The 21374-nt window shown below is 58.6% G+C and carries 18 protein-coding genes; 8 read left to right on the top strand and 10 right to left on the bottom strand.

Going from position 1 to position 21374, the window contains the following annotated elements:
* Window positions 1–122: 122 nt before the first annotated feature.
* Together R1W01_RS07755 and R1W01_RS07750 are read right to left on the bottom strand one after the other, a co-directional pair.
* Entirely contained in the window at window positions 123–746 is a 624-nt protein-coding gene (locus R1W01_RS07755; protein WP_297754569.1) for a sugar transferase, read from the bottom strand.
* A gap of 12 nt (window positions 747–758) precedes the next feature.
* Entirely contained in the window at window positions 759–2081 is a 1323-nt protein-coding gene (locus tag R1W01_RS07750) for a UDP-glucose dehydrogenase family protein (protein WP_297754572.1), read from the bottom strand.
* A 299-nt stretch (window positions 2082–2380) separates the two neighbouring features.
* On the opposite strand from R1W01_RS07750, the gene R1W01_RS07745 reads away from it, so the two are divergent.
* Complete coding sequence (locus tag R1W01_RS07745) at window positions 2381–3364, top strand: glycosyltransferase (RefSeq protein ID WP_297754575.1); 984 nt, start codon at window positions 2381–2383, stop codon at window positions 3362–3364.
* Here R1W01_RS07745 and R1W01_RS07740 read toward each other — a convergent pair.
* Entirely contained in the window at window positions 3354–4157 is an 804-nt protein-coding gene (locus R1W01_RS07740; RefSeq protein WP_297754577.1) for an ABC transporter permease, read from the bottom strand. The two genes, R1W01_RS07745 and R1W01_RS07740, sit on opposite strands and share 11 nt — an antisense overlap.
* A 91-nt stretch (window positions 4158–4248) precedes the next feature.
* Between R1W01_RS07740 and R1W01_RS07735 the strand changes: the two genes are divergently transcribed.
* The 5 genes from R1W01_RS07735 (at window position 4249) to R1W01_RS07715 (ending at window position 11603) form a co-directional block, all read left to right on the top strand.
* Window positions 4249–5580, top strand: a complete 1332-nt coding sequence (locus R1W01_RS07735) for a sugar transporter (protein ID WP_243611660.1) — start codon at window positions 4249–4251, stop codon at window positions 5578–5580.
* A 17-nt stretch (window positions 5581–5597) separates the two neighbouring features.
* Window positions 5598–6254: an ABC transporter ATP-binding protein gene (locus R1W01_RS07730; RefSeq protein ID WP_243611659.1), complete on the top strand. Its 657-nt coding sequence runs from the start codon at window positions 5598–5600 to the stop codon at window positions 6252–6254.
* Window positions 6255–6378: 124 nt separating this feature from the next.
* Complete coding sequence (locus tag R1W01_RS07725; RefSeq protein WP_297754582.1) at window positions 6379–8859, top strand: calcium-binding protein; 2481 nt, start codon at window positions 6379–6381, stop codon at window positions 8857–8859.
* A 119-nt stretch (window positions 8860–8978) separates the two neighbouring features.
* The gene (gene glf / locus R1W01_RS07720) at window positions 8979–10124 is read left to right on the top strand and encodes a UDP-galactopyranose mutase (RefSeq protein WP_297754585.1); all 1146 of its coding nucleotides are present in this window, start codon (window positions 8979–8981) and stop codon (window positions 10122–10124) included.
* 21 nt (window positions 10125–10145) lie between these two features.
* Entirely contained in the window at window positions 10146–11603 is a 1458-nt protein-coding gene (locus R1W01_RS07715; protein ID WP_297754588.1) for a mannose-1-phosphate guanylyltransferase/mannose-6-phosphate isomerase, read from the top strand.
* Window positions 11604–11610: 7 nt separating this feature from the next.
* Here the strand turns inward: R1W01_RS07715 and R1W01_RS07710 are convergent, their stop codons facing one another.
* The 7 genes from R1W01_RS07710 to R1W01_RS07680 form a co-directional block, all read right to left on the bottom strand.
* The gene (locus R1W01_RS07710) at window positions 11611–12939 is read right to left on the bottom strand and encodes a DUF2793 domain-containing protein (protein ID WP_297754591.1); all 1329 of its coding nucleotides are present in this window, start codon (window positions 12937–12939) and stop codon (window positions 11611–11613) included.
* 109 nt (window positions 12940–13048) lie between these two features.
* Entirely contained in the window at window positions 13049–13996 is a 948-nt protein-coding gene (locus R1W01_RS07705) for a hypothetical protein (RefSeq protein ID WP_297754594.1), read from the bottom strand.
* Window positions 13997–14006: 10 nt separating this feature from the next.
* Entirely contained in the window at window positions 14007–14771 is a 765-nt protein-coding gene (locus R1W01_RS07700; protein ID WP_297754597.1) for a hypothetical protein, read from the bottom strand.
* Between the two features lie 85 nt (window positions 14772–14856).
* On the bottom strand, window positions 14857–15897 hold the full coding sequence (locus tag R1W01_RS07695) for an ABC transporter ATP-binding protein (protein ID WP_297754600.1): 1041 nt from the start codon (window positions 15895–15897) through the stop codon (window positions 14857–14859).
* Between the two features lie 10 nt (window positions 15898–15907).
* A complete protein-coding gene (gene ugpE / locus R1W01_RS07690; protein ID WP_411028153.1) occupies window positions 15908–16816 on the bottom strand; it encodes a sn-glycerol-3-phosphate ABC transporter permease UgpE in 909 nt (302 codons plus the stop codon).
* An 8-nt stretch (window positions 16817–16824) separates the two neighbouring features.
* Window positions 16825–17706: an ABC transporter permease subunit gene (locus R1W01_RS07685; RefSeq protein WP_297754603.1), complete on the bottom strand. Its 882-nt coding sequence runs from the start codon at window positions 17704–17706 to the stop codon at window positions 16825–16827.
* A 72-nt stretch (window positions 17707–17778) separates the two neighbouring features.
* Entirely contained in the window at window positions 17779–19080 is a 1302-nt protein-coding gene (locus tag R1W01_RS07680; RefSeq protein WP_297754606.1) for an extracellular solute-binding protein, read from the bottom strand.
* A 375-nt stretch (window positions 19081–19455) separates the two neighbouring features.
* On the opposite strand from R1W01_RS07680, the gene R1W01_RS07675 reads away from it, so the two are divergent.
* Window positions 19456–20238 carry a DeoR/GlpR family DNA-binding transcription regulator gene (locus tag R1W01_RS07675; protein ID WP_297754608.1) on the top strand — a complete coding sequence of 261 codons (783 nt, stop codon included), beginning with the start codon at window positions 19456–19458 and terminating at the stop codon, window positions 20236–20238.
* Window positions 20235–21374: an ABC transporter ATP-binding protein gene (locus R1W01_RS07670; RefSeq protein ID WP_297754611.1), complete on the top strand. Its 1140-nt coding sequence runs from the start codon at window positions 20235–20237 to the stop codon at window positions 21372–21374. Before R1W01_RS07675 ends, R1W01_RS07670 begins: the two co-directional genes overlap by 4 nt.

The following is a 21374-nucleotide window of genomic DNA, read 5'->3' as shown; positions in this document are numbered from 1 at the left end:
AGCATCCCCATGACGTTGGGTCGTATGGCGCTGCTTTAGAACAGCTGCACAGAGAATTCAATCGCGCCAAACGGAACAGATCGGCAACATTCGCAAAAAGTATGCCATTGTATACAAAATATTCACAACTTGCGGCGCGGGCGCGGCACGGGCGGCAGGCGGCGCCAGAGCGTGGCGACAATCATCCGCAGATCAAGACAGGGGGACTTGTGCTTTGCATAGAGCAGATCGAGCCGCGCCTTGGCCGGGACACAGACCCGTTCATAGACCGCTTCCGCCTCTTCTCCCGTCCGGCATTGCGCCATAAGAACTTCTTCCTTGCCGTGATAGAGAAGGGTCGCCAGCCCGGTCACACCGGGCCGCCCTTTCAGAACCTCGCCATAAATCTCGGGGAACCGTTCAACATAGCGGCGCAGGGGCGGTCTCGGGCCGACGAACCCAATATCGCCCCGAAGGATGTTCCAGAGCTGCGGCAACTCGTCCATTCGGCTCTTGCGCAGGATACGCCCAAGCGGTGTGATCCGGGCGAGCTTATCCCCACCAAGAACGCCGTCTTCATCCTCGACAACGGTCAGTGTGCGGAACTTGACGAGCGTAAAGGACTCCGTCGGGGATTTCATCCGCGATTGCGTAAAGAACACAGGGCGCCCGTCGACAAGCAAGACGACCACCGACAGGATTGCCATCACCGGTACGAGGATGATCGCCATTAGGCCAGCGAGGAGGAATTCCGCACTACGGCTCATGTGATATTTCGCTCAGTCTTCGAAATACTGCCCTCTCCCGATCGAGGCATAGGCCGTGAAACCGGCCCGCTTCGCGTCTTTCGGCGAATAGATATTGCGTAGGTCCGCCATGTGCGGCACCGCCATTTTCTTGGCGATCCGCTTGAGATCCAACGCACGGAACTCGTTCCATTCTGTAAGGATCACGACAAGATCAGCATTATGCGCCGCCTTGTAGGGGTCTTCGATCCAATGCACCCCATGCAAGAGCGCGGCACCCTCGTGTTCTCCTTGCGGATCACAGACGCGCACCTTCGCGCCCCCGCCAACAAGCGCTGGCACAATGGTCAGCGACGGCGCATCCCGCATATCGTCCGTGTTCGGTTTGAAGGTCACACCGAGAACGGCGATGGTCTTGTCGTTCACGCTCCCGCCGCAAAGGTCCATAAGCTTGTCAATCATCCGGCGCTTGGTCTCTTCGTTGACCTTGATCACCGTCTCGGTGATCTGCATTGGCACCGCATGTTCCTGCCCGATCCGGGCAAGCGCCTTGGTGTCCTTGGGAAAGCAAGAACCGCCATAGCCCGGCCCGGCATGCAGGAACTTGTTGCCGATGCGGTTATCAAGGCCGATCCCCTTGGACACTTCCTTGATATCCCCACCGACCCGTTCACAAAGCGCCGCAATCTCGTTGATGAAGGTGATCTTGGTCGCCAGAAACGCGTTGGCCGCGTATTTGATCATCTCCGCGCTCTCGAGGTCGGTGGTGACGATCGGGAACTCCCGGAGGAAGAGCGGGCGATAGATCTCGGCCATGACGTCGGCCGCACGCTCGTTCTGAACGCCGACGACAACGCGATCCGGCTTCATGAAATCCTCAATGGCCGCGCCTTCCCGAAGGAACTCGGGGTTCGAGGCCACGTCGAAATCTAGCTTGGGATTGGCCTTCTTCACCGCCTGCTTGACCTGCCGGTTGGTCCCGACGGGCACGGTCGATTTGGTGACGATGACAACATAGTCCTTTGCGTGTTCCGCGATCTCTGCCGCTGCCGCCATCACATAGCTGAGGTCTGCATGGCCATCGCCACGCCGCGTCGGAGTACCGACTGCGATGAAAACGGCCTCGGCCCCGTCAAGCGCCTCCTTGAGATCAAGCGTAAAGCTGAGACGCCCCGCGCTGACGTTCTTCTCCATGAGCGTATCAAGGCCGGGTTCGTAGATCGGCACCTCGCCGCGGTTCAAGGACTCGATCTTGGCCGGGTTCTTGTCGACACAGACAACCTCGTGACCGAAATCCGAGAAACACACACCCGAGACAAGACCTACATAGCCCGTCCCGATCATCGCAATCTTCATCTGAACCCACTCCTGCTCAGTCTGCTCTTCGCTCGTCAATGCGCCGCACATTCGCGCCTGTCAACGGATGCGCCCGCCCTGTCTTAGCATATGTGTCCGCGCACGCCTGAGACATTTCGCCGTAATACCGCGAAACGCGACTCCCAAATTCCACACCACCGCAATACAGACGCAATACCGACGTGATACCGACGTTGGTTTTCGACCCTTTCGGGACGCACAAACCGGGTTCCACATTTGACTTGCACATCGTTTTATGCGCAGTCAGGCGAAACCTACGACACAGGCAAGAGGACCGCTTGGAGCAAAAGAAGAACGCAGGCCGTCTGGTTGCCGTCGTCGTAACCCACAACCGCCTCTCCCATCTCAAGGCATGTGTCGAACGCCTCCTGGAAAGCCCGGAACACCTTATTTATAAGGTTCTGGTCGTCGACAACGCGAGCGAGGATGGCACCCAAGCCTGGCTTTCAGATCACGCCGATCCGCGTCTGTGCAATCTGCGTATCGCGAATAACATCGGTGGCGCGGGCGGTTTTGAGGCCGGAATGCGCTTCGCCATGGAGACGTTCAGCCCCGATTGGCTCTTGCTGACCGACGACGATGGCCGCCCCTATCCCGACACGCTCAAAGCCTTCCACCAATCCCCCCCCCCACACCAATCCGTCGCCACCGCCGTCTATTTCCCTGACGGCACCATCTGCGACATCAATCGCCCCTCGCGTAACCCGTTCTGGCACATGGGGAATTTCTTCAGGACTCTGTTGGGTGGTGGGCGCGAAGGGTTTCACCTGAATGCGTCGGACTATCAATCCCGCTCTCCGCAAGAGGTCGATGGCGCCTCATTCGTCGGCCTTTTTGTCTCCCGGCGCGCCGTTGAGATGGCGGGATACCCTCGCGGAGATCTCTTCATCTACGGAGACGATATCCTCTATACATTGACCCTTCGCATGGCGGGTGGGACGATCCTTTTTGATCCTGCGCTCCGGTTCGAGCACGATCACCGCACCAAGGGCGTCGGCGAGAAACGACTGCGCCCCTTGTGGAAAACATACTACTACCACCGCAATCTACTCGTGGTCTATCGCGCCGCTGCCGGTGTTTGGTTCTGGCCCGTGCTGATGATCATACTGCCTCGCTGGATCGCGAAGACCCTCCACTATCCGGGCAACCGGCGCGAATTCCTCGGATTGTTGCGCTGTGCGATCCGCGACGGCCTTGCATCCGATCTAAACCGGCCGCATTCGGAAGTGGTCGCCCGATCCGAGGGCCGCTTTACCGCGTAAGTATATCCCTGTGGAAACGGCGCAAAAGCAAGAACCCGAAGAACGCAAAAAATAATCCAAATACAAGGACATAGATCTTGCTTATATACTCGGGGTGGTAAGTCGTGAACACGCCGGTCCGCATCAGTCCACTGATATGCATGAGCGGATTGAACCAGAGGATATCCTGCGCGAGCTTCGGCAGCTCTTCGTAGATGTAGAACAGGCCTGAGGCGAGGAACAACGGTCGACTGATGATCTGCCAAATCCTTTGGTAGATCGGAAAAAACCCCTCAATCACACTATTGAACGTACCGACCCCAAGCCCAACCAACAGAGCGAGCCCCACCGCCTGAAACAGCGGCACAAAATCAAGAACGCTCCGTGTCTCTGAGAACGCGAGGATCCCCGTCAGAAGGACATAAGTCACAAGGGAACTTGTCAAACCGTTGAGCAAGAACCGCGCAAGGATGGCGTCGATCCATGAGACAACAGGATACCGGAGGAGCGCCTTGGAGTAGGACAGGGCGTGCTGAGTTGCCCCCGCGACATTCGAATAGGCCTGAAGCGGGAGATAAGCCGCTGCAAAGAACAAGAGAAAACTCGTCCCGAGCGAAGGCGTGCGAAGCAGCAGCGAGAAGGCATAGCTAAGGATGATGATCCCACCGAGCGGCTCGAGGAAGGCCCAGACATATCCTCCGGGAGACCGCCCATAGCGTGTCGCCATTTCGCGCAGGATCAAGGCCGCAATCACCCTGACGGCCGTGAAGCGCTTTTGCGTCGGTTTCTTCGGTTGCAACGCAGGAGAGATCATTCGGGCGCATTTATCCCGTGCTAGTGTTTCTGTGCCAGAGTATGTAGAAAGTCTCAGACCGAGGCAAACCAGTTCACAACGGGACACCCCCTTGCCAGACAAGAACACAAACGGCACCCGCTCCAACGCACCGCGCGATGGCCGCGAGAGAGCCTCGCGGGGCCCAGACCAGACTGCCGCCTTCAAATCTGGCAGAGTCAGGACCAGTGTCAGCGCGCCCAGCCCCGCCAAGAAACGAAAAGGCGGTGCACGCAAGCGGCTACGTCAGGCTGTGAAGGTCGAAGTGCGCCCGATCGCCGTGGTGGCCTCCATGCGCAAACGCCATTGGGGGATCGCTGCAAGCTTTGCCGCCTGCGTCGTGTTCCCGGTCTTGGTGACGATGTTCTACCTTTGGGTCATCGCCGACGATCAATATAGTTCTCATACCGGCTTCACCGTGCGCTCCGAGGAAACAAGCGGCGCAACCGACTTGCTTGGCGGGCTGGCAAGCTTTGCAAAGGTCTCGACGCAGACAGATGCCGACATTCTATACGAATACATCCAAAGCCAGGACATTGTTCAAAGGATTGACGACAAGCTCGACCTACGCACTATGTATGCCGCTCATTGGGGAAGCGATCCTATCTTCGCGCTGGGACCGAATGCCACCATCGAAGACCTGCATGCTTATTGGGAACGCGTTGTGCGCATCTCCTATGACGGGTCGAGCGGGCTGATCAATCTTGAAGTCCTCGGGTTTGATCCGATCGAAGCTCAGAGTGTTGCGCAAGAGATCGTCAACGAGAGCCAGGCGATGATCAACACCCTGAATGAGACGGCCCGCGAAGACGCGATGCGCTATGCCGAGACCGATCTCAAACAGGCAGTGCAGCGGATCAAGGACGCACGCGAGACGCTCACCCGGTATCGCACCCGAACTCAGATCGTTGACCCGCAGACGGATATCGAAACGCGCCTTGGTGTTCTACAGAACCTGCAACAGCAGCTCGCCGAGGCCCTTGTCGAGGCCGATATCCTGCAACAGACGACGACAGAGAACGATCCCCGTCTCGTCCAAACCCGTCAGAAGATAGAAGTGATCCGGTCGCGGATTGCCCATGAACGCAAGACCTTTGCCACCGCTGAGAACGAGATCGGCTCGCTTGGAGAAGACTATCCGACACTCATCGCCGAGTATGAAAGCCTGACGGTTGACCTCGAGTTCGCCGAACAAGCCTATCGCGCTGCGCTAACTGCTTTCGACGTGGCTAAATCGAACGCCCTCCGCCAAAGCCGCTATCTCGCGACATACGTCACACCGACGCGGTCGCAATCATCGGAGTATCCGCGCCGCTTTGTCATCTCTGGTCTCGCCGCCGTTCTGCTCACAATGCTCTGGGGCATGGGCGCGCTTGTCTACTACAGTCTGCGCGACCGCAGATAGGCACGGGGACCGTCGGAATGATCCGCTTCGAGAACCTCAGCAAGAGCTACTGGGTCGACGGAACTCGAAAGGTCGTGATTGACGATCTTTCCGCCGAGCTTCCAAGTGGCATGTCGCTAGCGCTTCTCGGGCGCAATGGAGCGGGGAAATCGACGCTCTTGCAAATGATCGGGGGATTGATGCCGCCGGATTCCGGACGGGTGATCAGCGCCGGCACACTCTCTTGGCCCGTCGGCTTTGGTGGATCGTTTCACCGCGAACTCACCGGCGCCCAGAATGTACGTTTCATCGCGCGCATCTATGGCGTTGATACCGATAGCCTGATTGCTTTCGTCGAAGACTTTGCCGACCTTGGTCAGCATTTCCATATGCCTGTCCGCAGCTATTCGTCCGGAATGCGCTCGCGACTTGCCTTCGGTGCTTCGATGGGGATCCATTTTGATACCTATCTCGTCGATGAGGTCACTGCCGTTGGCGACGCACAATTCAAACGCAAGAGCCGCGCCGTCTTTCGCGAACGCATGAAGACCAGCAGTGCCATCATGGTCTCGCATGACATGAGCCAAGTGCGCCAGTTCTGTGATGCTGGGATCGTGCTTGAGAATGGTAAGATTGAGTTCTTTCATGATCTGGAACGCGCCATCGCCGTGCACGAAGAACACATGGCGCGCTAACACGGTTCATTTTCTGAAAATTCGGCTCTTATCCGAGGGAACCTCCCCGATTTCGCCGCAATCCTGACCCGCAAAACCTACCGGTGCACGACGCATCCTTTCGGGGGTAGTGAGGGTGTAGGTGATGACGAAACTCCAAATCGTACAAGGCGTCGATACGCCGGATGAATCGCTGTCGGCGGATATTCGTGATTTGCATGTGGTGCAGACCGAGAACGGGCCCATGGTCATCTCGACCACCGGCATCAATGGTGGCCTTGTGAGCTATTCTCTCGAGACCGGGCAGGGGGCCCAGACGCTCGAGACAACGGCTTTTCTCCCAGACGGCGCGCTCAATCTTACTGGAGAGATCTCAATCCTCTCGCAGGATGGTCAGGACATCCTCGTCATCGGTAGCAACGCGGAGGGTTCCTTTGGCTACGTCATGAACTCGGACGGGACTTTCGGGGATCTGATCGAGATCCCGGGCCTTGGGTCCAATGGCGAGGTGTCTGCCCTCCACGACAGCACCACAGGTTTTGTCTTCATGGCAGAGCATGGCAGCGACGGAATCGGCGTCTATAGCCAGACGGGTCCCGGACAGTTTGCCAAGACGGCTACGCTACAAGACACAGATGACAGCCACCTGACCGATGTGGTGTGCCTTGCCGGGGAAACCACGGCGGCCGGGCGTATTGTTCTCGCCGCAAGCCGTGGCGAAGGCGGTATCACGAGCTATTGCCTCGACACCGAAACGGGGGAAGTCAAACTTCTCGATAGCCTCGGTGTCGAGGATGGGCTTGGGCTCCTACCCGAAATTGTTGGGCTTGAGACGCTGTCGGCCTATGGAAACACATTCGCCATCACGGCGTCTTCCGCGCCCGAGTTCGGCGCAGGCGCCATTAGCGTTATGCGTATTGGTGCGGATGGCTCACTGATCGCAACGGACCACCTACTGGATACGCTTTCGACGCGCTTTGGCCAGGTTCAGTCCCTGACAACGGTCAACGCCGGGGATCGAACCTATATCCTTGCTGGCGGCGGAGATGATGGTCTGACGCTTTTCATGCTTCTACCGAACGGACGGCTTCTACATCTCGATAGCTTTGCCCATAGCGAAGATGCACCGCTTGAAAACCTATCTGCGCTTGTGGCGACTCAGGTCGGCGACGAGGTGCAAGTGCTCGCCGCGACCTCCACGACGCCCGGCTTGACCCAATTTTCCTTTTCCGTGGTGGATCAGGGCCTGACTCTGCAAGGAGGAACGCTCGATGCCGAACTTGCGGGAAGCGGGGATGATGACCTCATCAGCGGAGGCAGTGGCAATGACGCTATCTTCGGCTACGACGGGCACGACACGCTTGTGGATGGCGCAGGACAAGACACGCTAAACGGCGGCGGCGGTTATGACATCTTCGTTCTGGACGAGGATGGCGCGGTCGATGTCATCGTAGATTTCGACAAATCCAAAGACCGGATCGACCTTTCCGCCTTCTCCATGCTCTACGATCCCTATGCGCTCGATATCGAGAGCACAGCAACGGGCGCCCTGATCCATTGGCGCGGCGAGACCACAGAGATCATACGCAAAGGAAGTGGTAGCCTATCGCGGTCCGAAATCATCCAGACGATCATCACCGGCCCTGATCGTCCCCCGATGGTTGTCGATCGCGAATGGATCGGCACGGGCGCCAACGATATCCTGAGCGGCCTTTGGGGCAATGATACGCTCGACGGGCTGGACGGACGCGACCATCTGATGGGCGATGTCGGCAACGATCACCTCTCTGGCGGCGCAGGCGCGGATACACTGATTGGCGGCGCAGGCAATGATACGTTGATCGGCGGCAACGGGCAGGACAGAGCGTTCATGGGCGACGGTGACGACCTTTTCATAGACTCTACCCAAGCGAAGATTCACGGTCAGGACTATGTTGAAGCAGGAGCCGGAGACGACACGATTGAAGGTGGCGGCGGCAAGGACACCTTTTTCGGAGATGCCGGAAACGACCTACTCAAGGGTGGCGGTGGTGGCGATACAATCTACGGCGGATCCGGCATGGACGTCCTGAGGGGTGCCAAGGGACGAGACCATCTCTACGGCGGAGACGACAACGATCTTCTGTTTGGCAACAAGGGCGGCGACAAGATCTTTGGCGGAAACGGAGACGACATGCTGCGCGGAGATCAAGGCAAGGATCGTCTCTTCGGCGCATCCGGCAACGATACTGTCGAGGGAGGGATCGGTCGTGACACCGCCAAACTCGGGGACGGTGACGATCTTTGGATTGATGACATCCAAACCGGTTTCAAGGGCAGTGATACCGTCGATGGCGGAGATGGCAACGACACCATCGAATCCCGCGGTGGTGGAGATGTCCTTAGCGGCGGAAGCGGCGCGGACGAGTTCGTATTTCTCGGAGAGTCCGGCCGCCGGGAGATCACGGACTTCGATCCATCCGAAGACCTGCTGCGGATCGAGATTTCCGACCGCCCCATGAGTGATTTCGTCCTCAGCGAAACTCCGGAGGGGCTTCTGCTGAGCTGGACCGGTGGACGCGTGACCCTGACCGGGTTGAGCGAGGACGATTTCGCCCTATCCGATGTCCTCTTCGATCTCGGGTAGGGCGACCAACATCAGCGCCTCTGCGACCGGTCATTGGCACGGCGCAAAGGATTGTTGGTTGTGAGATGGGCCACCTATAGATACAACACCGCGGATTCTATACTCGGGAGTTGTTCACGGTGAGAATATTGCTTGTGGGCGCTGGCCTGTCTGGGGCGGTGATTGGCCGCCACCTCGCAGAGGCCGGACACGACATCACCATCATCGATGGACGCGACCATATCGGCGGCAACTGCCATACCGAACGGGACGACGAAACGGGGGTCATGGTGCATGTGTACGGCCCTCACATCTTTCACACCGATGACAAAGGTGTTTGGGACTACGTCAACCGCTTCGCCAAGTTCATGCCCTACAAGAACCGGGTCAAGACAACCTCGCAGGGTCAGGTCTTTTCGCTTCCGATCAATCTCCACACCATCAACCAATTCTATGGCAAGACCATGCGCCCTGATGAGGCACGCGCATTTATCGCGTCTCTTGGTGATGACTCCATCGACGAGCCGCACTCCTTCGAGGAGCAAGCCCTAAAGTTCGTCGGGCCAGATCTCTACGAAGCATTTCTCAAGGGCTACACCGAGAAACAGTGGGGCTGCTCGCCGACTGAACTTCCCGCGTCGATCCTGAAGCGCTTGCCTGTTCGCTTCAACTACGACGACAACTACTTCTTCCACGCCTTCCAAGGCATCCCGGAAGAGGGCTACACCGCGATGATTGAACGCATTCTCGATCACGAGAAGATCGATGTGACCCTCGAGACATGGTTCTTTCCCGATATGGCCGAGTCCTATGACCATGTCTTCTGGTCCGGGCCGCTTGATGGATACTTCGGCTATGCACATGGTCGCCTTGGCTACAGAACCCTCGACTTCGAGAGGTTCACCGCAGAAGATGACTATCAGGGATGCGCAGTGATGAACTACGGCGATCGCTCCGTTCCCTATACCCGGATCACAGAGCACAAACATTTTGCCCCGTGGGAGCAACACGAAAAAACGGTCTGCTACCGCGAGTTCTCCCGTGCCTGCATGCCAGACGACATTCCCTACTACCCAATCCGCTTCGTCGATAAGGAAACCACGCTCAAGACCTATGTCGAGCGTGCGAAAGCCTGCGAAGGCGTGACATTTGTCGGGCGTCTTGGAACCTACCGCTATCTCGATATGGACGTCACGATCCGCGAAGCGATGGACACAGCAGAGACTTTCCTTGAAACTACGCGAAAGGGCGAAACTATGCCCGCTTTCGTGCAGGAACGCCCGTAGTATTTGAGGCAGGACTAATACATGTCGACAGATCAGAACCGCCGCATCACACCCGTCATTCTCTGCGGGGGCTCTGGCACCCGCCTCTGGCCGCTTTCCCGCAAGAGTTTCCCCAAACAGTTCTCTAAGCTGACCGGTGAACATAGCCTGTTCCAATCCTGTGCAGAACGGCTGAGTGGCGAGCTCTTTGCCGCGCCATTGGTCCTGACGAACCCCGATTTTCGTTTCGTGGTCACCGAGCAGCTTCTCAAGGTCGGAATTGATCCCGGCCCCGTGCTTATAGAACCCGAGGGGCGCAACACGGCTCCGGCGATCCTTGCTGCGGCGCTTTACCTGCAGCGCCACGACCCTGACGCAATCATGCTGGTCGCACCCTCCGACCACGTGGTTCCGGATGTCGCTGGCTTCCACGAGGCCGTGCGCGAAGGCCTGCGTGTCGTTGCCGACAAGGGGCATCTCGTCACCTTCGGCATCACGCCAGATCGCCCGGAAACCGGGTATGGCTATCTCGACCTTTCCGAAACGCCGGATGGATCCGGCGTGGCCATTCCCCTGACACGCTTTGTCGAGAAACCAGACGCAAGCACTGCGCAAGACATGCTCGCCAAGGGGAACTACCTTTGGAACGCCGGGATTTTCCTGTTCGCGGTCACCGACATCTTGCGTGCCTTTGAAGCCCACGCGCCAGACTTGATCGCACCGGTCAAGGCCGCGGTAGACGCTGCCGAAGCAGACCTCGGCTTCTTGCGGCTCGATCCAGAAGGCTGGTCCGGGGTCGAAGACATCTCTATCGACTATGCGGTTATGGAGAAGACCGACGCGCTTTCCGTTGTGCCTTTCGCGGGTGGATGGTCCGATCTTGGCAGCTGGGAAGCCGTCATGCGAGAGACTGAGCCAGACGGGCAGGGGATGGTCACATCCGGCCCCGCCACGGCAATCGATTGTCACGACTCTCTCTTGCGATCAGAAGACAACAGTCTCGAACTCGTGGGAATTGGCCTTGAGAACACACTAGTTGTCGCAATGCCTGACGCCGTTCTCGTCGCGGACATGTCGCGCGCGCAAGACGTCAAAAAGGCCGTGGCCGCACTCAAAGCCAAAGGCGCAAAACAAGCAGAGAGCTTTGCTCGCGATCATCGCCCGTGGGGACATTTCGAGACACTCGCGCTCTCTGATCGTTTTCAGGTCAAACGTATCGTCGTCAAACCGGGCGCTGCTCTTTCTCTACAAAGCCACATGCATCGCTCTGAGCATTGGATCGTCGTCGAAGGCACCGCCCGCGTCACCATCGACGACACCACCCAACTCGTGAGCGAGAACGAATCTGTCTATATCCCGCTCGGCGCCGTGCATCGCATGGAGAACCCCGGCAAGGTTCCGATGGTCCTGATCGAAGTGCAAACAGGGACATATCTCGGCGAAGACGACATCATTCGCTACGAAGATCTTTACAAACGGGGGCAGGGCGCCAAGGGCTAAACCACCCCTAGAACCAACGCCCAATCGCCGTCAGACAAAGCTTCTCGGCATCGTCCGTTGGATCGGCGGACACCCCCGCCGCCGCAAGTCGCACGGTCCAGTGCTGATCCGTACCTGCCTGACCGCTGAGAGACTGTATGTTGGCAAAGAAAAGCGCCGCATTCGGGTCAGCCGCCTTATGTCCAAACGAGACCGACGGCGTTGCTACGAAATCGGCTGCAAAGCCAAACATCTGCGCAGCCGTGCTCGTCACATCAACCGCCACAGTCGCATGGCAAATCTGCGATCCGTCGGCAAATCGCACATACTCTCCATTGCCGTTCGAGCCGCGCTCGAGGATTGCCCCTGTCGGAACACCTCCGGCATACGCCACGGTCCCGAGAATATCCGCCCCCGCCAAGAGACGATCCCATCCCGTCCAGGCGCTTCCATCATGTGCGCGCTTATAGACCTCGCCTGAGGCATTGCTTGTCCAGGTCTGGTGAACCGCCGTGGCATCCCAGGATTGCACTAGCAGCACGCCTTCCGCGGACGGGAGGGCGCCCATTTGCGCGGTTCCGACACCGGTGCGATAGAGGCCCGTCGGCAATGAGGGATCGTCAACATCGGCGGCCTCGGGTGGTGTCTGAGCCCCCAAACCAAAGGCCCCGACAGGCATCAAGCGCCCGTCCGTCTCATCCAGCAAATTCGCTTGCACTGCCGTGCCGCCTACGTGTCCCGTCGCCCCGTCAAAGGTAAGCGCCTCGGTCCAACTCTGGCCATCTGGTGAAACCTTGACCGAGAACGCCTCAGACCCCGCAAGTCCCATCTCCGCAAAGCCGGTCCAGTTTGATTGAAACAAGAGCGACGCGGTATCGCCCGCGCTCGCCTTGTTGACTTTGACCTGATGCCCGGCCCCTTCATGGGTCAAAAGCGTTGCGTCCGCGCGCACCGCAAGACGGTTCTGCGCATCTGACTGGGTGTTTACCCCAAGTCCGGCGAGACCCTGCGTCGCCGCCTCGACAACAGCCCAATCTGAGCCATCCCAGACCCGCAGATCGCTCTCGGCCTTCCCCCACGCGCGCCAGCCGGGGGCAGGTATCACGAAACTCCATGCCGAAGCGCGCCAAATGGCCAGCGTTCCGGGATGACCGGCCCATGCGCCGGTCGGCAATCCACCCAGCGCATAGATCGCGCCTTGCTCGGCAACACTCGGCGGCACTTCGGCCTGAAAGGCCTCCACGACAAGCTGCGTCACCACGTCAAGCAGTTGCAGTGCTTCATTATGGGTCACATGCTTTTGCGCCTGAGACGGCTGCAGATAGGGCAATCCGAGGATCGGGGACATTTCGGACATCAGCGGGCTTCCTCCGGCAAATGGTCAAGTTCCGTGGACCATGACCGAGCGAGAAAAACACCCTCCTAACGCACCGTGCGCCGCGTCGAACCCAAAAAGAATTCAGTCTCTAAGCAAGCTCAAACCGGGATTTCTTTGGAAAACACCGCTCTAGCCATCCAAGCACGAGCCGCTCTACCCGCGGGTTTGGCGCATCTCCAAAACTGTCGTTGAGGCAAAGTGTCTGCGATCCGCGCCACCGAAGCCACGCCAACTGCGCCGCCGTCACGAGCCAGATATTCTCGAGTGACGCATAGCCCTTCATGCGCGGCGTCATCTCTGGGGCAGGGGCTTGCAGACCGCGCGCCATCATGTCGAGAGTGAATAGAACCTCCGGCGCGACACAGGCCCCCGACCGGAACCTTTCCGCGCGCGTTGCCGCGATTTCCTCGGCATAGCGCTCCATCACCTCACCATACTGCTCCCGAAAGAACGGCAACGGTCCATGGTGCAGTCTTTGCCATGCTTGTACGCCATGCCGTTGATCAAGAACCTCTGCCGTATGCGCAAGCGCAAGGTTCCACGGGCTTTCCTTCGCCGGGTCGACATCCGCCTGCCGCGGAAGCGTGCCTGCCTCGACAAATGAATATGGTTGCCCCGCTGCATCAAAGCAGGATCCACCGGCCAATGGCGATGCGAGCATCATGTCGTCTTCAAGATAGATGACGCGCTCGCCAAGCCCCGGCAACAAGTGCAAATGGCTCACAATCGTGAATGAGTTGAACGTGGGCAGGAACTCTGGCGCGATGATCTCATCGTGATGCACGACCCGGACATCGTCGCGATCCGTATCGAGCCAAGACGGCACCTGCGGTCTTTTCGTAAGTAGATACACCCGACGCAGGTTCGGGAGGTACATATCGAGCGACCGCAGCCCATAGCGCAGAAGACCAAGATTGTCGCGGGTGCGGTTCGGATTGAGGTCGCGGGGATCGTCATGGAACCGGATCAGCTCATCCATATACCCCGGCCAGCTGTCATCCACCCAAGTGAGGACCACATCGACGCTATCGTCCATTCCTATTCCTTCAGACGTTCGAATTCACACGCCGGAAGTAATAGATCAGGTCGAAGAAATAGAACGCAAACACCGCAAGGAAGGACGAGATCAGAGCCGGCTCGGTCAAGGTATAGACCTTGTAGACCACAGTATAGACCTTTCCTGACACATAGCCCTTCCCAACGAACAAACAGAGGTAGGCCGCCGCAAGGCACGCGACCCAGATCGCCCCAAGAACGCGCAGCCGATTTCCGCGCAAAAGGCTCTCGGAAAGACCTGCGCCGTGACGCAGAACATGGCGCGCACTTAGCCCGCAGGCCAGGATCATCGCTGTCTGGCTGATGAAGAAGAGAAAGCTGCCCGCCATGTGGATTTCGTCGTGATCGGGAAACCGGTAGTGCGACAAGAGCACCATGCCAACCGAAGAACCGAGCTGAAACACCACCATGGACCACGCAAGCCCGCGCCCAATTGCTGTTTGGCTGACGCGCGCCTGAAGCAAGGCGACAACCGCGACGCCAATTGGAAGAATAAGCGCAGAGAAGGTGATCCAGGCGGCAAAGGGGTCTGAGACTTCGGGATCCGTGATCGCGCGACTTACGGTGATCGGATGCACCGCCATACGTTCCGGGAAATTCCGGGCATAGACGGCGAGCGCCCGGTAAATCCAGAAATTCACGATGGCAATCGCCGCTGCATTGCATAGCATCGCGATGCCGAGGATCCATCGCCCTAGGACAACGCCTCCCGCGCCTTGCTCGCTCACGAGGTCAGAAGACGCATCCGAAGGCATCACCCTATCACCTTTTCAGTCCCTTGGTCCGCGCACTATGGGCAATGCGGCGCAGCGGGTAAAGGGACCACACCCAATCTACGGGCTAAAGTCTCGTGCCGGTCGCCCTGTCAAAAAGCGAAACTGCGTCCGGCTTTAGGGAAACAGGAAGGGGGCCGCTGGCGATCTCCGTGTCCTTGCCGACATGCATCGTCACCTGTTCCGCCCCGATCTTGCCATGCAAGAGGCGGTGCGCACCAAGTTCCTCGACAATATCGACATGCAAAAGCATCTCGCCCAGCGCATCGGGTATGATGTCTTCGGGTCGAACACCGAACACAAGAGGCCCCTCGACGGCCTCATGGCGATGCACCTCCGTGCCGGCAAACTCTACAACGCCTTTATTGGCCATGGCTGGCAAAAGATTCATCGGCGGCGCCCCCATGAACGACGCAACAAAGGTCGAGGCCGGACGATGATAGACGTCTTCCGGGGTGCCAATCTGTTCGATCCGGCCGGCGTTCATGACGATGATCCGATCCGCCATGGTCATCGCCTCAACCTGGTCGTGGGTGACATAGATCGACGTGACACCAAGGCGGCGCTGCAATGCCTTGATCTCGATCCGCATCTGGTTGCGCAGCTTGGCATCAAGGTTCGAAAGTGGTTCATCAAACAGGAACAGCGCCGGGTCACGCACGATCGCCCGCCCCATCGCAACACGCTGACGCTGACCGCCCGAGAGCTGCGACGGTTTGCGGTCGAGGTAATCCCCGAGGTTGAGCATCGCTGCCGCCTCCGCGACTTTCTGCGCGATCTCGGCCTTGCCCACCTTTCGGTTCTGTAACCCATAGGCGATGTTCTTGCGCACGCTCATATGCGGATAGAGCGCGTAATTCTGAAACACCATGGCGATATCGCGGTCCGCCGGGTCCGTATCGTTCACAAGGCGGTCGTCGATCTTCAATTCGCCCGCCGTGATCTCCTCAAGACCGGCCACCATCCGAAGCAACGTCGACTTGCCACAGCCAGATGGCCCCACGAGGACAACGAACTCTCCGTCCTCGATGTGAAAGCTTGAGGGTTTGAGCGCCTCGAACCCGTTGGGATAGACCTTGTTCAGGCCATTGAGATGCACTTGAGCCATGAGACTCTCCTTACTTATCGGATTCCGTCAGGCCCTTGACGAACCAACTCTGGAAGAAAATGACGACAAAGACCGGCGGGATGATCGCGATGATCGCCAGAAGGTTGGCGCGGCCATACTCGGGGATACGATTACCCTCCATGACCTGCGTGATCTGCTTGATCCCGCGCACGAGGGTGAACATGTCTTCCTCGGTCGTGATCATTGTGGGCCAGAGATATTGGTTCCAGCCATACACAAACATGATGATGAACATCGCCGCGATCATGGTTTTGGAAAGCGGCACGAGGATATCTACGAAAAACTTGACCGGCCCCGCCCCGTCGATCCGCGCCGCCTCGACAAGCTCTTCCGGAACTGACCGGAAATATTGCCGGAAAAAGAACGTCGCCGTTGCCGACGCGATGAGCGGAATGATGAGCCCTTGGTAGGTGTTGAGCATCCCGAGCCTCTGGACGACCTCATAGGAGGGTAGGATACGCACCTCGAGCGGCAGGAGCAGCGTGGTGAAGATCATCCAAAACGCCAAGGTCGCAAAACGTAGGCGGAAATAGACGATGGCATAGGCGGCCATCATGCCGATGACTATCTTGCCAACGGCAAACCCGATCCCGAGGATGAACGAATTGACGAGCATATTCGTGCCGCTGTTCTCTCCCGAGAACCCGGACGCCTCGAACATCGCCTTGCGAAAGTTCTCGTCAAGCTGATCCCCGATGACGAAACTCGGCCCCGTCTTGATGATTTCGACATCCGGAACCGTCGTCATCTGAAACACCATGACAAGCGGTACGATCATGAAGAGCGCCCCAAGGATGAGCACCGCGTGATCGAAAAGCGTCGCGGCCTTGATCCGGCGCCGCTTGGCCGGTTGGGTGAGTGTCGCGGCTGCCATCGCCGCTGAATTTGCGTCGGACATGTCAGACCTCAGGTATAGTGGATGCGCCGCTCGACCATGCGGAACTGGAACACGGTCAAGGCAAGGACAAGGATCATCAGGATCACTGACTGGGCCGACGACCCGCCAAGGTCATTGCCCCGGAACCCATCGACATAGACCTTGTAGACAAGGGTCATCGGATTGTTCCCCGGCTCGCCTTTCACAAGCGTGTCGATGACGCCGAAGGTTTCGAAAAGGGCGTAGGTGATATTGATGATAAGAAGAAAGAACCCCGTCGGCGCGAGGAGAGGAAAGGTCACGTCCCAGAACCGCCCCGATGCCGACCGATTGTCGATCAACGCGGCTTCGCGCACGGATTTCGGGATAGATTGCAGGCCCGACAGGAAAAAGATGAAGTTGACCGGCACCTGTTTCCAGACAGAGACAAGCACCATCGCAAAGGCCGTGTCGTTATAGTTCACACCAAGGGTGAAATCGTGGCCGATCTCGGCGAACAGGCGCGTAAGCGGCCCCCAACTCTGGTTGAACATAATGAGACCAATGAACCCCGCCACCGGCGGCGCCACGGCATAGACCCACATGAGCAGTGTGCGATAGGTCTTCGCTCCACGGATCACCTTGTCCGCCTTCACCGCAAGAAGCAGTGCGAGCGCGAGCGAGAAGAACGTGACAAGCACGGTGAACACGACGGTGAACCACGCAATCCGCCGGTATTCGCTATTGTCGAGAAGGTCTGTGTAGTTGTCGAACCCGACAAAGCTCGACCCGAACCCAAACGGATCCTGAAGGTAGAATGACGACTGCACCGCATGCGCCGCAGGCCAATAGAAAAACACCGCAATAATGATAAGCTGCGGCAGCAAAAGCAGTATCGGCAGCCATCTCGTAGCAAAACCTGCGCGTTTCATGTCGTCCCCTGTCTTGAAGTCAGGAACGGCCACGGTTGCCCGCAGCCGCCCCAATGCTCTTGGAGTTAATCTTTATTTCTGGGTCTTGGCGAAGCGCTCGAGAAGACCGTTGGCCTCTTTCTCGATATTGGCGAATGCTGTCTCGACATCCGTCTCACCTGTCAGGATGCGGCCGTATTCACGGTTCATCACGTCGCGGATCTGCACGTAAAAGCCCATGCGGTAGCCCTTGGTGTTCTCACCAGCCGGAAGCGAAAGCTGTTTGATGCCAATCTCGGCCGCAGGCATCGCTTCGTAGTGGCCTTCTTTCTTGGCAAGCTCATAAGCAGCTTCGGTGATCGGGACATAGCCGGTTTCCTTGTGCCAGAAGAACTGAGTCTCCGGCTTGGTCAGGAATTCGAAGAAGGCGGCGGTCGCCTTGTTTTCCTCGGCCGATTTACCCGCCATGGCGAAAAGCGATGCCCCGCCGATGAAGGTCTGCTTCGGCTCTTTGGTTACGGCTTCCCAGTAGGGGAGGTAAGTCGCGGAGAACTCGAACGGCAGGTCTTTCTTGGACAGCCCGCCAAACGAGCCCGAAGACCCGAGCCAGATTGCGACTTTGCCTTCTTCGAACGGAGTCTGGTTGTCGCCCCAGCCGGTGCCAAACCACTCAAAATAACCTTGGTCTTGCCATTCGGTGACAGCGGTCCAATGCGCCTTGATCGCGTCGTTGTTGACGAGGATCTTGGTGCCTTCGACACCTGCATACCCATTGTCGTTCGTGGCGAACGGCAGGTTGTGACGCGACATGAAATTCTCGGTGAAGATCCACGGGAGGTGCGACTGCGACAGGCCCACATAACCCGCTTCTTTCAGCGCCGGTGCGGTGACCGACTGGAACTCTTCCCAGGTCTTCGGCGGCGTAACACCAGCCGCTTCAAGCGCGTCGACGTTGTAATACATGACCGGCGAGGACGAATTGAACGGCATACCGATCATCTTGCCTTCAGTATCGGCATAGAAATAACGCACGCCCGAGATGTAGTCCTCGATATCGAAGCCCGCGCCATTGTCGCTAAGCAGATCCTGAACCGGGACGGTCGCGCCCTTGGCGCCGATCACGGTCGCTGCGCCCGCGTCGAACACCTGAAGAATGTTCGGCTGTTCGCCAGCGCGGAAGGCTGCGATGCCGGCGGTCAGGGTCTCTTCGTAGGTGCCCTTAAAGACCGGGGTGATGGTATAGGCGTCTTGCGATGCGTTGAAATCCTCTGCAATCGCATTGACGGTGTCCCCAAGCGCGCCGCCCATGGCGTGCCAAAGGGTGATTTCGGTTTCGGCATAGGCTGCGCCGGACAGCAGCGATGCGGCAGCCGCCGCAAGTGTTACGCGTTTCATCGTGATCTCCGCTCACGTTGGCCCCTGTCGGGGAAAAGGATCATGGCCCTGCAATCGTCGCGCAAAGCCGGGTGATGGACGGGGTCGTTGCCCCAATAAGGTTGGTGCGTTTGAAACCAAGGATCGCGGATTGTCCGACGAGCCTTTCAAATGAACACCTCTCTCCGCTCTAGGTGTGCTTTTTGACTGATTGGCAAAAGATTCATGACAGAAACACGAAACCCGACAGCACAGCATCGCGCCGCCTCGACGTCACCTTTCGATTTCACCTGAACAAGGTCAGGACTCCTGCGGGTTTCATCTGAACGCCATCAAAGGTTCAAATGAACGCAACATACCCGGCACAGCTTCGCCAAGACTCCAGAGGCGACCGGTATGAACGAAGCGGCCATTCTCCTGACTGAACGACAAGGCGACATCCTCGCGCAGGTCCAAGCGCGTGGACATCGCTCGATTGAAACCCTGTCGAAACACTTCAACGTCTCAGCCCAGACCATCCGGCGGGACGTCAATCTCCTATGCGAGCTGGGCAAACTCCGCCGCGTGCATGGCGGCGTCGAACCGCTCCGCGGTGGCAATCTCGTCTATACGTCCCGGCGGGTTCTCAACCTGAACGCCAAACTCCTCATCGCGCGCCGCTTTGGGGCCCTGATCTCAAGCGGACAGAGCCTCGCCGTCTCCATCGGCACGACGCCAGAGATCACGGTGCGCGAGTTGTCCGACCTTTCCGACATCACGCTCCTGACCAACAACCTGCACACCGCGACGAGCGTCTGCGACCGCGAAGGCTGGTCCGTCTCGGTCCCAAGCGGGCAAGTGCGACCTGGCGATCACGATATCCTTGGCCCCGAGGCCGAATCTTTCTTCGACCGGTATCAGGTTGATTTTGGCCTGTTCGGCGTCGCCGGCGTTGCCGAGGACGGAACGCTCCTCGATTTCACAGAGAGCGAAGTCGCCAGCCGCCTTGCCATCAAACGCAATGCCCGCCGCTCCGTTCTCCTTCTCGACCAGAGCAAATTTGGGCGCCCCGCCCACGTGCGCGGCGGCCATATCGCGGACGTGGATACGGTCATCTGCGACGCGCCTCCGCCCGCCCCGATCCTTGACGCCCTAACCGCCAAGGGGCGCGACGTGCTGATCGCGGAGGCCACGCAATGACACATCATGGAACAGAAACCGGACGCGATATCCATCTCGCCAAGGTCTCCAAGCGCTGGGACAAGACGACGGCGCTCTCGGACATCAATATCACCATCCCCGCCGGGAGTTTCACCGCCCTTCTCGGGCCGTCCGGCTGTGGGAAATCGACCCTGCTGCGTATCGTCGCCGGGCTTGAGACCGCGAGCAGCGGACAGGTTCTCATCGGTGGCAAAGACGTCACCATCGCCCCCGCCGACCAGCGCGATCTCTCGATGGTGTTCCAATCCTACGCGCTCTTTCCGCATCTGGACGTGGCCGAGAATATCATCTTCGGCCTCAAGACACGTCGCGTCCCCCGCAGGGAACGACAAGATCGGCTGGCCCGCGTGACCGCGCTTCTTGGCCTCGAAGACTACCTGAGCCGCAAACCTGCCCAGCTGTCAGGTGGCCAACAACAGCGCGTCGCCCTTGGCCGCGCTGTGATTGCGGAACGCTCTGTCTGCCTCATGGACGAACCGCTTTCCAATCTCGACGCCAAGCTTCGCCAAACCATGCGCACCGAACTGCGCGCCCTACAGAAAGAACTTGGGTTCACCATGCTCTACGTGACCCACGATCAGGTCGAGGCAATCACGATGGCCGATCAGGTCGTGCTGATGAACGAGGGCCGTGTCGAACAGGTCGCGACCCCGCATGATCTTTATGAAAAGCCCGCCACGACCTTTGCCGCGCGCTTTATCGGCACACCGCCGATGAACCTCTTCCCTGCCGAAGAGCTCCGCGAGGCGGGCGTTGCGCTTGAACGCAGCGCGGATCGAGAACTGACCGCTGGTCTGCGCCCCGAAGCGCTGCACATCGCCGAAGATAGCCCCCTGCATCTCGCTGTCACGGGGATCGAATATCTCGGTGCCGATGCGCTCGTCCATGGGCGGCTTGGCCTTGCACCGCTGATCCTGCGCGTCCCCGGCCAGCATCCACCCACAGTCGGTAGCAAGATCCCTCTCGCCTTTGCCGCACAGGATCTGCACCTGTTTGACGCCTCGACAGGCAAGCGCGTGGCGCTGCCTGATGTGGCGTCTTCGCTCTCCCGCGTCGGGCTTCCGGCCGGGTCAACCGGCGCCCCGGCGCCTTCCCTTCAGACCGAGGATCACTAA

The organism is Shimia sp. FJ5 (assembly GCF_032918335.1).
In the GTDB taxonomy this organism is placed as follows: Bacteria; Pseudomonadota; Alphaproteobacteria; order Rhodobacterales; family Rhodobacteraceae; genus Shimia; species Shimia aestuarii_A.
The sequence above is the reverse complement of the archived record's forward strand: the minus strand, read 5'-3'. Positions and strand labels throughout refer to the sequence as shown.

What these genes read in the sequence shown, in the direction of transcription:
- R1W01_RS07715 (WP_297754588.1), top strand. Translation starts at nt 10,146, where the DNA reads ATGTCGACAGATCAGAACCGCCGCATCACACCCGTCATTCTCTGCGGG.
- R1W01_RS07700 (WP_297754597.1), bottom strand. Translation starts at nt 14,771, where the DNA reads ATGCCTTCGGATGCGTCTTCTGACCTCGTGAGCGAGCAAGGCGCGGGA.
- R1W01_RS07710 (WP_297754591.1), bottom strand. Translation starts at nt 12,939, where the DNA reads ATGTCCGAAATGTCCCCGATCCTCGGATTGCCCTATCTGCAGCCGTCT.
- R1W01_RS07685 (WP_297754603.1), bottom strand. Translation starts at nt 17,706, where the DNA reads ATGAAACGCGCAGGTTTTGCTACGAGATGGCTGCCGATACTGCTTTTG.
- R1W01_RS07675 (WP_297754608.1), top strand. Translation starts at nt 19,456, where the DNA reads ATGAACGAAGCGGCCATTCTCCTGACTGAACGACAAGGCGACATCCTC.
- R1W01_RS07750 (WP_297754572.1), bottom strand. Translation starts at nt 2,081, where the DNA reads ATGAAGATTGCGATGATCGGGACGGGCTATGTAGGTCTTGTCTCGGGT.
- R1W01_RS07695 (WP_297754600.1), bottom strand. Translation starts at nt 15,897, where the DNA reads ATGGCTCAAGTGCATCTCAATGGCCTGAACAAGGTCTATCCCAACGGG.
- R1W01_RS07740 (WP_297754577.1), bottom strand. Translation starts at nt 4,157, where the DNA reads ATGATCTCTCCTGCGTTGCAACCGAAGAAACCGACGCAAAAGCGCTTC.
- ugpE (WP_411028153.1), bottom strand. Translation starts at nt 16,816, where the DNA reads ATGTCCGACGCAAATTCAGCGGCGATGGCAGCCGCGACACTCACCCAA.
- R1W01_RS07705 (WP_297754594.1), bottom strand. Translation starts at nt 13,996, where the DNA reads ATGGACGATAGCGTCGATGTGGTCCTCACTTGGGTGGATGACAGCTGG.
- R1W01_RS07725 (WP_297754582.1), top strand. Translation starts at nt 6,379, where the DNA reads ATGACGAAACTCCAAATCGTACAAGGCGTCGATACGCCGGATGAATCG.
- R1W01_RS07755 (WP_297754569.1), bottom strand. Translation starts at nt 746, where the DNA reads ATGAGCCGTAGTGCGGAATTCCTCCTCGCTGGCCTAATGGCGATCATC.
- R1W01_RS07730 (WP_243611659.1), top strand. Translation starts at nt 5,598, where the DNA reads ATGATCCGCTTCGAGAACCTCAGCAAGAGCTACTGGGTCGACGGAACT.
- R1W01_RS07670 (WP_297754611.1), top strand. Translation starts at nt 20,235, where the DNA reads ATGACACATCATGGAACAGAAACCGGACGCGATATCCATCTCGCCAAG.
- R1W01_RS07680 (WP_297754606.1), bottom strand. Translation starts at nt 19,080, where the DNA reads ATGAAACGCGTAACACTTGCGGCGGCTGCCGCATCGCTGCTGTCCGGC.